Annotated in this window: 13 protein-coding genes; 4 read left to right on the forward strand and 9 right to left on the reverse strand. The window is 63.8% G+C overall.

Translation table 11 applies throughout. The features are described from left to right. Window positions 1–86 precede the first annotated feature (86 nt). The 5 genes from HGO38_RS07320 to ung form a co-directional block, all read right to left on the reverse strand. Complete coding sequence (locus HGO38_RS07320) at window positions 87–1,514, reverse strand: aldehyde dehydrogenase family protein (protein WP_250955232.1); 1,428 nt, start codon at window positions 1,512–1,514, stop codon at window positions 87–89. Window positions 1,515–1,651: 137 nt separating this feature from the next. Then, entirely contained in the window at window positions 1,652–2,044 is a 393-nt protein-coding gene (locus HGO38_RS07325) for a hypothetical protein (protein ID WP_250955233.1), read from the reverse strand. Window positions 2,045–2,073: 29 nt separating this feature from the next. Further along, a complete protein-coding gene (locus HGO38_RS07330; protein ID WP_250955234.1) occupies window positions 2,074–2,328 on the reverse strand; it encodes a hypothetical protein in 255 nt (84 codons plus the stop codon). Between the two features lie 159 nt (window positions 2,329–2,487). Continuing rightward, the gene (locus HGO38_RS07335; protein ID WP_250955235.1) at window positions 2,488–3,774 is read right to left on the reverse strand and encodes an NAD(P)/FAD-dependent oxidoreductase; all 1,287 of its coding nucleotides are present in this window, start codon (window positions 3,772–3,774) and stop codon (window positions 2,488–2,490) included. Between the two features lie 120 nt (window positions 3,775–3,894). Beyond that, on the reverse strand, window positions 3,895–4,596 hold the full coding sequence (ung, locus tag HGO38_RS07340; protein ID WP_250955236.1) for a uracil-DNA glycosylase: 702 nt from the start codon (window positions 4,594–4,596) through the stop codon (window positions 3,895–3,897). A gap of 232 nt (window positions 4,597–4,828) precedes the next feature. Between ung and HGO38_RS07345 the strand changes: the two genes are divergently transcribed. Further along, window positions 4,829–5,965: a ceramide glucosyltransferase gene (locus HGO38_RS07345; RefSeq protein WP_250955237.1), complete on the forward strand. Its 1,137-nt coding sequence runs from the start codon at window positions 4,829–4,831 to the stop codon at window positions 5,963–5,965. Between the two features lie 67 nt (window positions 5,966–6,032). Here HGO38_RS07345 and HGO38_RS07350 read toward each other — a convergent pair whose 3' ends face one another. The 3 genes from HGO38_RS07350 to HGO38_RS07360 form a co-directional block, all read right to left on the reverse strand. Then, on the reverse strand, window positions 6,033–7,604 hold the full coding sequence (locus tag HGO38_RS07350; protein ID WP_250955238.1) for a GMC family oxidoreductase: 1,572 nt from the start codon (window positions 7,602–7,604) through the stop codon (window positions 6,033–6,035). A 100-nt stretch (window positions 7,605–7,704) separates the two neighbouring features. After that, window positions 7,705–8,235, reverse strand: a complete 531-nt coding sequence (locus tag HGO38_RS07355) for a gluconate 2-dehydrogenase subunit 3 family protein (RefSeq protein ID WP_250955239.1) — start codon at window positions 8,233–8,235, stop codon at window positions 7,705–7,707. 154 nt (window positions 8,236–8,389) lie between these two features. Then, window positions 8,390–8,785 (reverse strand): VOC family protein, encoded by a 396-nt coding sequence (locus tag HGO38_RS07360; RefSeq protein ID WP_250955240.1) that lies wholly within the window; start codon window positions 8,783–8,785, stop codon window positions 8,390–8,392. 195 nt (window positions 8,786–8,980) lie between these two features. Here HGO38_RS07360 and HGO38_RS07365 point away from each other — a divergent pair, with 195 nt between their 5' ends. Further along, a complete protein-coding gene (locus HGO38_RS07365) occupies window positions 8,981–9,289 on the forward strand; it encodes a ribbon-helix-helix domain-containing protein (RefSeq protein ID WP_250955241.1) in 309 nt (102 codons plus the stop codon). 70 nt (window positions 9,290–9,359) lie between these two features. On the opposite strand, the gene HGO38_RS07370 is transcribed toward HGO38_RS07365, so the two are convergent. After that, entirely contained in the window at window positions 9,360–10,691 is a 1,332-nt protein-coding gene (locus HGO38_RS07370) for a dicarboxylate/amino acid:cation symporter (RefSeq protein ID WP_250955242.1), read from the reverse strand. Between the two features lie 229 nt (window positions 10,692–10,920). On the opposite strand from HGO38_RS07370, the gene HGO38_RS07375 reads away from it, so the two are divergent. Together HGO38_RS07375 and HGO38_RS07380 are read left to right on the forward strand one after the other, a co-directional pair. Then, a complete protein-coding gene (locus HGO38_RS07375; RefSeq protein ID WP_502941509.1) occupies window positions 10,921–12,798 on the forward strand; it encodes a sensor histidine kinase in 1,878 nt (625 codons plus the stop codon). Continuing rightward, window positions 12,795–14,138: a sigma-54-dependent transcriptional regulator gene (locus HGO38_RS07380; protein ID WP_250955244.1), complete on the forward strand. Its 1,344-nt coding sequence runs from the start codon at window positions 12,795–12,797 to the stop codon at window positions 14,136–14,138. The genes HGO38_RS07375 and HGO38_RS07380 overlap by 4 nt, the downstream gene beginning before the upstream one ends. Window positions 14,139–14,144: the final 6 nt, after the last annotated feature.

Genomic DNA, 14,144 nt, shown 5'->3' on the forward strand with positions numbered 1-14,144 from the left:
AACAAGCGCGGTCCGCGCTGTTTCCTGTCGCGATGGGATAAGGCCGGGGAGACGTTCGTCCCTCCCGGCCTCAGGCGTCTCAGGGATCAGTCGCCGTAGCCGACGATGCCCTTGATTTCGAGGAAATCGTGGATCGCCCAGTCGGCATATTCGCGGCCATTGCCGGACTGCTTGTAGCCGCCGAACGGCGCGAACGTATCCCAGTCGGGATAGTTGATATAGACCGAGCCGGCCCGCATCCGGGCGGCCACCTTGCGGGCATGGCCGATCTCGCCGGACTGGATATAGGCCGCCAGCCCATAAACCGTGTCATTGGCGATCGAAACCGCCTCTTCCTCGTCCTTGTAGGGCAGGATCGACAGAACAGGACCAAAAATCTCCTCGCGGGCGATCGTCATGTCGTTGGAAACATTGCCGAACACGGTCGGGCGGATGTAATAGCCGCGGTTGAGGTTTTCCGGCCGGCCCGGACCGCCGGTGACGAGCACCGCCCCTTCGGCGATGCCCGCCTCGATCAGCCGCTGGATCTTGTCGAACTGCACCTGGCTGACGACAGGCCCGAGCATGGTCTCGTCGGAACGCGGATCGCCGACCACGAAGGTCTCGGCCGCCGTCTTGGCAATCGCCAGTGCCTCGTCATGGCGATCGGCCGGCACCAGCATGCGGGTCGGCGCGTCGCAGGACTGGCCGGAATTTCCGAAGCAGCCGGCAACGCCATCGGTGACCGCCTGCTGCAGATCGGCATCCGGCAGGATGATATTGGCCGACTTGCCGCCCAGTTCCTGGGCGACGCGCTTGACCGTATCGGCCGCCGTCTTGGCGACGATAATGCCGGCCCGGGTCGAACCGGTGAAGGACACCATGTCGACATCGGGGTGGCCGGCCATGATCTGCCCGACATCCGGGCCGTTGCCCTGCACCATGTTGAACACGCCCTTCGGCGTGCCGGCGGCTTCCATCACCTCGGCAAAGATCACGCCGCTGATCGGCGCGATTTCCGAGGGCTTCAGCACGACGGTGCAGCCGGCGGCAATCGCCGGGGCGACCTTGCAGACGATCTGGTTGAGCGGCCAGTTCCACGGCGTGATCAGCGCGCAGACGCCGATCGGCTCCTTGACCACCATGGTCGAACCGCGCTTTTCGGAGAATTCATAGGTCTCGAAGGCAGCGATGGTCGATTCCATGTGGCCGCGGCCGGCAGCGGCCTGGCTGTCGCGGGCAAAGGACAGCGGCGCGCCCATTTCCTGGCTGACGGCCTGGGCGATATCCTCGAAGCGTTCGTTATAGACCTCGAGGATGCGCTTCAAGAGCGCCATGCGCTCGTCCTTCGACCACAGCGAAAAGCTGGCAAAGGCGGCCTTGGCGGCAGCAACCGCCTTGTTGACATCGCCTTCGGAGCCGAGCGAGATCTGCGTATAGGCCTCTTCCGTCGAGGGATCGATGACATCAAGCACCGCCGGCTTGACCGGATCGACCCACTGGCCGTCGATGAAGAACTGCAGATGGTGGCTCATGGCTTACTCCTCTGAATGCGGTGTGTGCCGCGCACTATCAATCAAGCCCTCCGCCGCCGCAAGCCGCAGACGCGCACGGGGAAAATTTTCAGGAATTATGAAGTAGAGAAGAAGATCATCGACCATGGCACCGCCAGTCAACGCTTAGCCAAAGCCACCCGCCCCTTCTTCATCGTCTCATGAAGTTTGGCTTTGATCCGTTCGAAGAGGTCCGGCGGGATCATTCCATAATGATAACGGCTCGGATCGGAGAGGAGTGGCCTGAGGTGAACGCCGGGCCATTCAAATCTGTTGACCTCGCTCACGCGAATCCAGTTGGCGTCATCGTCCAAGCCGAGCTGCTTGCAGAGTTCGGGCGGAACCTCGAGGGAGAGATCTTCCTCACCTAGTTCGGGTGGAGAATGCGTGATCGGCACGACGATGGTATCGTTGGTCTTCGAGTGATAAACGACAATGGCGCAAGGCCTATCCTTGCTGCCCACGGAAAAGCCCTCGCTCTTTTCCTTGTCCCACAGGTAATTGTAGCGCACGACGAGGCCCGCAACCGGCCTTGGGTATGTCACTCGGAAGCTTTGCCGTATTCAGAATTCATGATCAACGCCATGGTTTCGTCGTCAATTTCGCTGACACGAATGACGTCTCGCTCACGCTTTTTCATGTCGTGATAGTGATTGAGCTCCGCGGCAGAGAGGAACCCGCCGATCGTGCGGTTATGCGCCGTGACTTCAATCACACCCGCCGACTGCACCTGTTCCCTGAATGTCGTAAATTTACGCGCGAACTCAGTAGCGGAAACTTTTAAAGCTTGGGCCATGATTGCTCGTCTCCCTTTTTGCGTAAATTACGTGTTTTACACATTTTGTCAAGGATAGAGACGTTGAACGAGTGCGCTGGTGAGCATGATCCATAATCTGATCTGACGCGCTGGCTGCTGTCGACACCACTCGCAAATGTCAGGCGGCACAGGAACCCCTCAGCGCTCGCGGCTGTCGAGCATGCGGTACCAGGTGATCATCGCCGCCACGCCGATCTGGCGCAGGGCATGCAGCGGGATGGGCCGGATCGGCGAGATCGGGAAGGGCAGCGTGGCCGGATCGCCGCATTCGATGTAATCGGCAAAGCTGTTGCCCAGCGCCGTCATCAGGCCGACGCCGCGGCCCTGGCAGCCCGCGGCCATCAGCAGGCCCTTCTGCGGCTCGTGGATATGCGGCAGGTGGTCGGCCGTCATCGCCACCTGCCCGAACCAGCGATGCTCGATGTCGATGCCGGCAAGCACCGGGAAAAGCCTGAGCAGCGCGTGTTCCAGATGCGCCCAGTCTTCGCCACGGCGCGGCCCCGCCATCCGGCCCCGCCCGCCCAGCACCAGACGCCCGTCGGGGCTGCGGCGGTAGTAGACGAGAATGCGCCGGCTGTCGGAAACCGCCTGGCCATGGGCGAGGATCAGGTCCTGTTGAGCAAGAGGCAGCGGCGCCGTGGCGATCTGGAAGGAATTGAGCGGCACCAGGCTCAGGGCAAGCCCCGGCACCAGCCGGTCGGAATAGGCATTGCTGGCGACCACCACCGTCTTGCCGCGCACCACACCGCCGGCCGCCGTCTCGACCGTCCAGCGGCCGTTCTCCTGCCGGAGTTTCGTTGCCCGCGCACCGTCGGCAATCCGCACGCCGGCTTCCACGGCCAGCCGCGCCAGTTCCAGCACGAAGGCCAGCGGGTTGATGACCCCGGCGCGCCGGTCGAGCCAGCCGCCGACATAACCGCTGGCACCCGTCATGAAGGAGATCTCGGCATCGTTGAGCAGCGTGACATCGGCGCCGCGCGCCTTCCACTGGCGATTGCGCTCGGCGGCGGCAGCCAGTGCCGTCTCGGTGTGCGCGGCCTGGATCCAGCCGTGGCGACTGTGCTCCACATCGAGCCCGTTGCGTGTGATCAGGTCGAAAACGGTATCGGCCGTTGTCTGAGAAAACGCCGTCAGCCGCTCGCCGCGGTCATCGCCGAAATGCTGCAGCAGCCATTCCGGATCATATTTCAGGCCCGGAATGACCTGCCCGCCATTCAGCCCCGAGGCACCTTCGCCAATCCGGCCGGCCTCGATCACCCGGACCGACAGTCCTTTTCTCGCGGCATGCAGCGCCGTCGACAGCCCTTGAAAGCCGGCGCCGATGATGACGAGGTCAGCCTCTTCGTTTTGCTCAAGCCCGACGGTGGCCACAGGCGCACGGTTCGGGCGCCTCCACACCGGGCGGGAGAAGACAGGCGGTATCATCGGTATTGATCCTAGGAATTCAATGGAATATGTCCAAAGTATGCCGAATTTGTTCCACTTGAAAAGCACTAAGATTTTAGGGGTCCAGCCGGTGCCGCGCGACGCCGCTGCAGCGCACCATCAGGCCGTATGCGGCGCATCCGGCAGGCGCCAGTCGATCGGCTCCAGCCCGCGCGACACCAGGAATTCATTGGCCTTGGAAAACGGGCGACTGCCGAAAAAGCCGTTATGGGCCGAGAGCGGCGAGGGATGCGGCGACTTCAGCACCAGATGGCGCGTCTGGTCGACGAAGGCCGCCTTCTTCTGGGCATAGGCCCCCCACAGGATGAACACGACATTCTGGCATTCGTCGTTGACGGTGCGGATCACCGCGTCCGTAAACCGCTCCCAGCCCTTGCCCTGATGGGAGGCGGCCCGTGCCTCCTCCACCGTCAGCACGCTGTTGAGCAGCAGCACGCCCTGGCGCGCCCAGCTTTCGAGAAACCCATGGCGGGCCGGCGCAATGCCGAGATCGGCCTGCAATTCCTTGTAGATATTGACCAGCGACGGCGGCGTGCGCACGCCCGGCTGAACGCTGAAGCACAGCCCATGCGCCTGCCCGGCGCCGTGATAGGGATCCTGCCCGAGAATCACCACGCGCACATGCTCAAGCGGCGTCAGGTCAAGCGCCCGGAAATATTCCGGACCCCTCGGGAAGATATGCTTTCCCTGCGCTTTTTCCGCCAGCAGGAATGCGCGAAGCTGCTGCATGTAGGGGCTGGAAAACTCCGGCCCGAGCACCCGCTTCCAGCTGTCTTCCAGCCTGATCTCCGTCGCCGTCATAAAAGCCGTCACCCTTTACCGTTCTGCACTGTCCTGATTGAAAGGGCGGTGTCCACCGTGTCAACCCCCGACGGCCGGGGCACCCACGGACGGTGCCGGCAGGGAACCGGCGCAACATCAAGGTTCCGCACCACCACTGATGCCGGCCGGCACAGCAGCCAAGCCCACAGCCGTTCATCGAACTGTCACACAGCCCCTATATCCCGGACGGGCCGGATATAAGGAAAACACCATGTGGGCACTGTCGATTTTCTGCGCGACGGCCTTGGTCAGTCAGATGCTCAGCATCGCCTGCGCTGCCTGGCGCATCCGCAAGGCCCAACCGCACGCCACCGAATGGCAGGTCAGGCGGCCGCCGGTCAGCATCCTGCGGCCGGTCTGCGGCCTGGAGAACAATCTCGCCGAAACCCTCGAATCGAGCTTTCATCTCGACTGGCCCGAGGTCGAGATCCTCTTTTGCGTCGCCGCCGCGGATGACCCGGCCATCCCGCTCGTCGAGCGGCTGATCGCCGCCCATCCCGATGTCGCGGCCCGCCTGCTGGTCGGCGACGTCAAGGTCAGCGTCAATCCGAAACTCAACAATGTCGTCAAGGGCTGGAAGGCAGCGCGCCACGACTGGATCGTGCTGGCGGACAGCAATGTGCTGGCGCCGTCCGATTATCTCGACCGGCTGTTTGCCCGCTGGCTGCCCGGCACCGGCATGGTGTGCTCGCCGCCCGCCGGCTCCGCGCCGGAGGGATTCTGGGCCGAGGTCGAATGCGCCTGGCTGAACAGTTTCCAGGCCCGTTGGCAGCTTGTCGCCGACGAGATCGGCTTCGGCTTCGGCCAGGGCAAGACCATGCTGATGCAGCGCAGCCTGCTGGGCGCCAGTGGCGGCATCGAACGGCTTGCCGAAGAGGTGGCCGAGGATGCCGCCGCCACCAAGATCGTGCGAACCGCCGGTCTTTGCGTGCGCCTGACCCTCGAGCCGTTCCAGCAACCGCTCGGGCAGCGCAGTTGGACCGGCATCTGGCGCCGGCAATTGCGCTGGGCGCGGCTGCGGCGGGCCTCCTTTCCGCTCTATTTCGCACCGGAAATCGCAAGCGGCGGCGCCCTGCCGATGCTTTCGACCGCGGTTCTCGTGGGGTTCGGCGATTGGCCGTTCTGGGCCGGGCTGCTCTATGCCGCCCTATGGTACGGGTCTGAAATCCTGCTGACCGCTCTCTTTCGCTGGCCGCTGTCGCCGCTGACGCTGCTCGCCATGCTGCTGCGCGATGCCGCCCTTCCCGCTCTCTGGGCTGCGGCCTGGTTCGGCAACGGCTTTGTCTGGCGCGGCAATCAGATGGCAGTGCCCCCTGCCCGCCACCGCCGGGACAAGATCGCCGCCTGACACGCACAACTGCGCGCCCGGATTTTTCTCGCGGGCGCGCAGTGCGGGATCGTTCAAGCCCCCGCCGTCAGATGCTGCCGGCCGACATTTCCGCAGCGATATGGTCTGCCTGGCGGATGGCCAGCGACACGATCGTCAGGGTCGGATTTTCCGCAGCCCCCGTGGTGAACTGGCTGCCGTCCGAGATGAACAGGTTCTTGATGTCGTGCGCCCGCCCGTGTTTGTTGACGACGCCATCTTGCGCCTTTTCGCTCATCCGGTTGGTGCCGAGATTGTGGGTCGACGGATAAGGCGGCGTCGGGAAGGTGCGGGTCGCGCCGACCGCCTCGTAGATCGCCATGCCCTGCTTATAGGCGTGGTTGCGCATCGCCACGTCATTGGCATGGTCGGTGAACGAGACATCCGGGATCGGCATGCCATACTTGTCCTTCAGCGTTGCATGCAGCGTCACCGCATTCTGTTCCTGCGGCATGTCCTCGCCGACGATCCACAGGCCGGCCATATTGGCATACTGGTCCATGGCCGAGGTGAAGGAGCGGCCCCAGCCGCCCGGATCGAGGAAGGCCGCCATGAACGGAATGCCGAGCGACAGGGTTTCCAGCTCATAGCCGCCGACGAAGCCGCGCGACGGATCGTGGCGCGCCTCGTCGCGGATGATGCCGGCCATGGTGGTGCCGCGATACATATGCACCGGCTTTTCGAACACGCCATAGACCGAACCGGTGGTGTGGCGCATGTAGTTCTTTCCGACCTGGCCGGAGGAATTGGCAAGGCCATCCGGGAACAGCGACGATGCCGAATTCAAGAGCAGCCGCGGGCTCTCGATGGAATTGCCGGCCAGACAGACGATGCGCGCCTTCTGCCTCTGCAGCTTGCCGTCCTTGTCGGCATAGACCACGGCATTGACCTTGCCGTCCTTGTCATGCTCGATCTTGACCACATGCGAATTCGGCCGGACTTCCAGCTTGCCGGTCGCCTCGCCCTTCGGGATTTCCGTATAGAGCGTCGACCACTTGGCGCCCCATTTGCAGCCCTGGAAACAGAAGCCGGTCTGCTGACAGCTGTTGCGGTCGTCCCGCGGCGCCGAGTTGATCGCCATGTTGCCGGTGTGACATTCCTTGTAGCCGAGCTTGTCGGCACCGGCTTTCAGGATCTTGAAATTGTTGTTGCCCGGCAGGCCGTCGATGCCGTTGGTGCGGGTCACGCCCATCTTGTCCTCGGCCTTGGCATAGTAAGGTTCGAGATCGGCGAGCGTAATCGGCCAGTCGAGCAGGTTGGCGCCCTCGACCTTGCCGTAATGGGTGAGGTCCTTGAACTCGTGCTCCTGGAAGCGCAGCGAGGCGCCGGCCCAGTGGGTGGTGGTGCCGCCGACCGCCTTGACGATCCATGCCGGCAGGTTGGGAAAGTCCTTCGACACCCGCCAGCCGCCGCCGGTGGTGCGATTGTCGAGCCAGGCCAGCTGCGAGAAGCTTGCCCATTCGTCGTTGACGAATTCCTCGTATTCGATGCGGTTGCCCGCTTCCAGAATGACGACGTCGATGCCCTTCTGTGCCAGTTCGTTGCCGAGCGTTCCGCCGCCCGCACCCGAACCGATGATGACGACCACGCTGTCGTCGTTGAGATCGTAAGGAGCTGCCATGTTTTCCTCCCAGAAAGTCGAAATCAGCTATGAAGTGATGTCGCGTGGCGGCGCCTATCGAGGCGCCGGCTTCACGCAGGTCTTTGGAAGCGATGAAGGCTCAGAGCCACTCGATGTCGCTGAAGCCGCGCTCGATATAACCGCCCTTGGAATAAGACTCGCCCTCGTAGCCGAAGATCGGCCAGAGCTCCGGCTGGTTATAAAGGCTGACGACGAGGTCGCCGCGGATCGCCTGGAAGAACGGTGTGGTCTCGATCTCCCGAAGGAGCGCCACCCGGTCATCCTCCCAGCCGAGCCCGGAATAGCCGCCGGCCCCGGCGCGGGCGTTGAGATCGGCGATGCCGTCCTCGATCAGCGCCTTGTGAGCGGCATCCTTAGCCGCGCGGCCATCCTGTCCTTTGACCGCGATCGCATAGAAGCGGTCGGCCAGCTGGTCATGCGGATAGATGTCTCGGGCAAGCGTGATCAGGGTCGCCATGGTCTCCGGCTTCAAGGCGGTCGTCTCAAGGCCCCAGGCATTCTGCGGGCTGATCACCGCCGTGCCGCTGATCACCAGCATGGCGCCGATGCTGCCGCGCTTCAAAAGATCGCGGCGGGAAAGCCCATTCGTCTTCTCGTAAACTGTTACCACGTCAGTCTCCTCCCAAAGTCCTGCGGTTCATGAAACGGAGCCGGCCTCACCCGGTCCGCTGTCGGACGGCACAATCGAAGTGCCGGCCGGAATTTTCGATCAGAGCGGCGGACCTCCTATCCGCCGCTGCCGACCGCCTTACTTGTAGCGCCCGTTACTTGTAGCGCCCGTGCCGCTGCAAAACCTCGATCTTGTAGCCGTCAGGATCGGTCATGAAGAAGAACCGCGCCAAAAGCGCGCCGTCCCGGTTGAATTCGACGATCTTGCCCGGGTTCAGCCCGAGATCGGTCACGCGCAAATGCTCGGCATCGAGATCGGTGACCGACACCGCCAGATGGCCGTAGCCATCGCCGAGGCCATAGGCTTCGGTGCGGCCCTTGTTGACCGTCAGCTCCAGCTCGAACTCGCTCTCGCCATTGCTGAGATAGAGCAAGGTGAAGGTTTCGAAATCGAGCCGCTCGGCCACCGACAGACCGAAGGCCGCCTCGTAGAAGGCGACCGACCGGGTCTCGTCCAGAACGCGGATCATCGAATGGATCATCTTGGCCAATGGCAACTCCTTGAAGGACGTCAGGCAAATCATCTTATATCAGCAGTTTGCTACCGACAGCGTCGATGCGGGTAGCAGCCCATTACCGCACCCCTGATTTTCCGCGGGAAACCGACGGATGACTTCGAAATTGACCCCCATCAAAAGCGGACGCATAATGGGTGCCAAAACAAGAAACGGAGGAGGATTTACGCCATGTGTGAGGTGTTTGCAGGACAGGATCCCGGCCGCTACCGCGCCGTCAACCGGTCGGTGCGGATCGGCGGCCATTCGACCAGCATCCAGATCGAAGCGGCCTTCTGGGATCTGATCGACGAGATTGCCGCCGGGCAATCCATGTCGACATCGCGCTTTCTCTCGACGCTCTACGACGAAGCGCTGAACATCAACGGCCAGGTCAGCAATTTTGCCTCGCTGCTGCGGACAAGCTGTCTGATCTACCTGATGGGCAAGGCCCAGCATCCGGACCGCGCGCACGAATTCCACATCATCGCGGCGGAATGAAAAAAGCGCGGTCCGCTTCAAGCAGACCGCGCCTTGGTTTCGGCTTACCGTCTTGGGTCGGCGCCGAAGATTACTCCGCCGGGTTGAGGGCCGGCGCGGGTACGTTTTCCTCGTAGACCTTGCCGCCAAGCGCTGCATGCAGCAGGCCTTCGTCCAGCTCGCCTTCCCAGCGGGCGACCACGACGGTTGCCACCGCATTGCCGATGAAGTTGGTCAGTGCCCGGCATTCCGACATGAAGCGGTCGATGCCGAGGATCAGCGCCATGCCGGCCACCGGCACGGAAGGCACGACGGAAAGCGTCGCGGCCAGCGTGATGAAGCCGGCGCCGGTGATACCGGCCGCCCCCTTCGAGCTCAGCATGGCGACCGCCAGAAGCAGGATCTGGTCACCGAGCGGCAGGTGAATATCGGTTGCCTGGGCAATGAACAGGGCAGCCAGCGTCATGTAGATATTGGTGCCATCGAGGTTGAAGGAATAGCCGGTCGGGATGACCAGGCCGACGACCGAGCGCTTGCAGCCGGCCTTTTCCATCTTGTTCATCAGGCCCGGCAATGCCGCTTCCGAGGAAGACGTGCCGAGCACCAGCAGCAGTTCTTCCTTGATATAGCGGATCAGCGCGAAGATCGAGAAACCGTTATAGCGGGCAACGGCGCCAAGCACGACGACGATGAACAGGAAGGAGGTCAGGTAGAAGGTGCCGATCAGCATGGCGAGGTTGGCGACCGAGGCAATGCCGTATTTGCCGATGGTAAAGGCCATCGCCCCGAAGGCGCCGATCGGGGCTGCCTTCATCAGGATGGCGACCAGCTTGAAGATCGGGTTGATCACGGCATGCAGGAAATCGGTGACCGGCTTGCCGGCATCGCCGACCAGCGCCAGCGAAATGCCGAACAGCACCGAGAAGAACAGCACCTGCAGGATGTCGCCATCGGCAAAGGCCCCGACGATGGTGGTCGGGATGATGCCCATCAGGAAGCCGACGATCGACGAGTCATGGGCCTTTTGCGTATAGGTGGCGACGGCCGCCGCATCGAGCGAGGCCGGATCGATATGCATGCCGGCGCCCGGCTGCACGACGTTTGCCACCACCAGGCCGACGACCAGCGCCAGCGTCGAGAAGGTCAGGAAGTAGAGCATGGCCTTGCCGGCAACCCGGCCGACCTTCTTCATGTCGCTCATCCCGGCAATGCCGGTGGTCACCGTCAGGAAGATCACCGGCGCGATGATCATCTTCACCAGCTTGATGAAGGCATCGCCCAGCGGCTTCAGCTGCGTGCCGATGTCGGGATAGAAATGGCCGAGCAGGATGCCGGCGATGATGGCCGCCAGGACCTGGACATAGAGATGCTTGTAAAAGGCTTGTTTTACGCGTGGGGTCTCGCCCGCGGATGCGATGATCATGGTATCCTCCAATCATGCCCGTCGGAAAGAGTTCCGCCTCCCGGGCAACCTTGCGTTCGTCAAATTCAACGGCCTTGACCGATGATAGATCTGAACAGCAAGGCCCGTGCCAACTGGCGCCGCGAGCGACAAGCCATTGATTGTAAAACATAATAATCTCGAGAGTGGGAAAGGCCATCCTAGTGTGTGCGGATATTCGCACGACGGCCTTTGAAATCCGTGCGAATTCATGCACAATACGGCCATGAGCGGAAACGGCGACGACAAAACATCAGCAGTAAGGGAGCGACCCGGCCGGGCCTGGCTGGTCTTTGCAGCCGTCGCCGCCCTCCTGCTGGCGGCAGTGCTCTATGCGGCCGGCGACTATGGCCGAGGGGCGGCGCTGGAGCGCATCGAGGCCGATGCCCGCACCGATGCCGGCCTCAAGGTGGCGCTGCTGCAGGCCGTGCTGGAACGGCCGCGCGCCCTGCCGCTGGTGCTGTCAGCCGATGCTGACCTGCGCGGCGCTCTGGCCACCAAGGACAAGGGCCTGCTGGACGGCCTCGACCGCAAGCTCGAAAGTCTGATCGACGAGACCAAGGCCTCGGTCATCTACGTGATCGGCACCGATGGCGTGACGGTTGCCTCCAGCAACTGGCGCGAGGAAACGAGCTTCGTCGGCAGCAGCTACGCGTTTCGCGACTATTTCCGGCTGGCCATGAGGGACGGGACCGCCGAACACTATGCGCTGGGCAGCGTCAGCAAGCGGCCCGGCCTCTATATCTCGCGGCGCGTCGAGACGGCCGGCGGCGACGTGCTGGGCGTCGTGGTGGTCAAGGTCGAATTCGACGGGCTGGAGCGGGAATGGGGCGCCTCCGGCAAGCCGACCTTCGTCACCGACCAGAGCGGCATCGTCCTGATGACCAGCCGGCCGGAATGGCGGTTTTCGAGCATCGTGCCGATTGCGCCCGACCGGCGCGAGGCAATCCGCGACAGCCTGCAATTCGGCGAAGCGCCGCTGACGCCCCTGCCCTTTCTCGAAACCGGAGACCGGCACCGCGGCCTGATCACCGTGCAGCCGCCCCCAGACACAGCCGGACCCAACCAACAGATGCTGGCCCTGCAGGCGGCGGTCGCCTCCACCCCCTGGACCCTGCACCTGCTGACGCCGGTCGATGCGGCCGCCAGATCCGGTGCATGGCAAAGCCGAATGCAGGCACTGCTGATCCTGCTGCCCATGATCGGCCTTGCCGCATGGTTGCTCTATCGCCGTGAGCGCGCCCTGCGCCGCGCCGCTCAGGACCGCAAGGGGCGCGACGAACTGGAGCGCCGGGTGATTGAGCGGACCCAGGCGCTCAGCCTTGCCGGCGAGCGCCTGCAGGCCGAAATCGCCGGCCACCGCAGCACCGAGACCAAGCTGCAGACCGTGCAGCAGGAACTGGTGCAGGCCAACCGGCTGGCCATTCTCGGCCAGGTGGCGGCCGGCGTCGCCCATGAGATCAACCAGCCGGTGGCCACCATCCGCGCCTATGCCGACAATGCCCGCACCTTCCTCGACCGCGGCCGCCCCGAGACGGCCGCGGAAAACCTGGTCCTGATCGCCGGCCTGACGGAGCGGATCGGCACCATTACCGACGAACTGAAGACGCTGGCCCGCAAGGGCCGCGGCGCCGCCGAACCGATCGCCGTGGCAACCGTGCTGGAGGGCGCCCTCTTCCTGCTGCGCAGCCGCTTTTCCGGGCGCATGGACACGCTGCACATCGCCGAAATTCCACCGTCGCTCTGCGTCCACGGCAACCGCATCCGGCTCGAACAGATCTTCATCAACCTGCTGCAGAATGCGCTTGAGGCAATCGGCGACAGTCCCGGCGGCCGCATCGACGTGTCGCTTGGGCTAGCCTCCGCCGGCGAGGTGGTGATCGAGGTTGCCGACAACGGGCCGGGCATTCCAGACGCCATCCTCAAAAGCCTGTTCATTCCCTTCAACACCTCCAAGGACGGCGGCCTCGGTCTCGGCCTGGTGATCGCCAAGGACATCGCCGCCGATTATGGCGGCGGCATCGATGTCACCAGCAGCAGCACCGGCACGACATTTGCCGTGACCCTCAAGAAGGCGGACCCGGCATGAGCACGGCGATTGAAATCATCCTGGTCGATGACGACGCGGACCTGCGCCGCGCCACGCAGCAGACGCTGGAACTGGCCGGCTTTGCCGTCCGCGCCTTTTCAAACGCCGCCGCCATGCTGAGCGAAACCACCGCCGAGACCCGCGGCATCGTCGTCACCGATATTCGCATGCCCGGCATGGACGGGCTGCAGCTGTTCAGCCGCCTGAAGGCGATCGATGCCGACCTGCCGGTTATCCTGATCACCGGCCATGGCGATATCCAGATGGCGGTGCAGGCGCTGCAGGATGGCGCTTATGATTTCATTGCAAAGCCCTTTGCCGCCGACCGACTGGTGCAAAGCGTGCGCCGCGCCGCGGAAAAGCGCCGGCTGGTGCTGGAAAACCGCGCCCTGCGGCAGATGGCGGAGAGTGCCGGCGACGACCTGCCGCTGATCGGCCAGACGCCGGCCATGGAGCGGCTGCGCGCCACGCTGCGCCAGATCGCCGACACCGATGTCGACGTGCTGGTGGCCGGCGAAACCGGCAGCGGCAAGGAAGTGGTGGCCACCCTGCTGCATCGCTGGGGCCGGCGGCGCAGCGGCCAATTCGTGGCGCTCAATTGCGGCGCCCTGCCGGAAACCGTCATCGAGAGCGAATTGTTCGGCCATGAGCCCGGCGCCTTTACCGGCGCCCAGAAGAAGCGCATCGGCCGCATCGAACATGCCGGCGGCGGCACGCTGTTTCTCGACGAGATCGAGAGCATGCCGCTGGCGACGCAAGTGAAGATGCTGCGCGTGCTGGAAATGCGCGAGGTCATGCCGCTCGGCACCAATGAGGTCAGGCCGATCGACCTGCGCGTCGTCGCAGCCGCCAAGGTCGATCTCGGTGATCCCTCGCAGCGCGGCAGTTTTCGCGAGGACCTCTATTTCCGGCTGAACGTGGTGACCATCTCGATCCCGCCGCTGCGCGAGCGGCGCGGCGACATTCCGCTGCTGTTCTCCCATTTCCTGCATCGCGCCGCTCAGCGTTTCCGCCGCGACGTGCCGGACCTGCCGGCCTTCGTCCATCACCATCTGATGAGCCATGACTGGCCGGGCAATGTCCGCGAACTCGCCCACTACGCCGAACGCACCGTGCTGGGTCTGGCCGAAGACGCCGCCGCCCCCATTCGGGACGACACACCGCCGGGCCTGTCGCTGCCCGACCGTATGGAGCACCACGAGGCGGCGCTGATCCGCCAGGCGCTGGCCGACAATGCAGGCGATGTCCGCCGCACGATCGAGGCGCTCGGCATTCCGCGCAAGACCTTTTACGACAAGCTGCAGCGCCACCAGATCAGCCGCACCGACTACGAGGCGTAAGCGCGA

The sequence above is a fragment of the Rhizobium sp. CG5 genome, from assembly GCF_023701945.1.
GTDB lineage: Bacteria > Pseudomonadota > Alphaproteobacteria > Rhizobiales > Rhizobiaceae > Allorhizobium.

Coding starts and splice junctions, on each gene's coding strand:
- HGO38_RS07320 (WP_250955232.1), bottom strand. CDS start 1,514: ATGAGCCACCATCTGCAGTTCTTCATCGACGGCCAGTGGGTCGATCCG.
- HGO38_RS07330 (WP_250955234.1), bottom strand. CDS start 2,328: ATGGCCCAAGCTTTAAAAGTTTCCGCTACTGAGTTCGCGCGTAAATTT.
- HGO38_RS07335 (WP_250955235.1), bottom strand. CDS start 3,774: ATGATACCGCCTGTCTTCTCCCGCCCGGTGTGGAGGCGCCCGAACCGT.
- ung (WP_250955236.1), bottom strand. CDS start 4,596: ATGACGGCGACGGAGATCAGGCTGGAAGACAGCTGGAAGCGGGTGCTC.
- HGO38_RS07345 (WP_250955237.1), top strand. CDS start 4,829: ATGTGGGCACTGTCGATTTTCTGCGCGACGGCCTTGGTCAGTCAGATG.
- HGO38_RS07350 (WP_250955238.1), bottom strand. CDS start 7,604: ATGGCAGCTCCTTACGATCTCAACGACGACAGCGTGGTCGTCATCATC.
- HGO38_RS07365 (WP_250955241.1), top strand. CDS start 8,981: ATGTGTGAGGTGTTTGCAGGACAGGATCCCGGCCGCTACCGCGCCGTC.
- HGO38_RS07370 (WP_250955242.1), bottom strand. CDS start 10,691: ATGATCATCGCATCCGCGGGCGAGACCCCACGCGTAAAACAAGCCTTT.
- HGO38_RS07375 (WP_502941509.1), top strand. CDS start 10,921: ATGCACAATACGGCCATGAGCGGAAACGGCGACGACAAAACATCAGCA.
- HGO38_RS07380 (WP_250955244.1), top strand. CDS start 12,795: ATGAGCACGGCGATTGAAATCATCCTGGTCGATGACGACGCGGACCTG.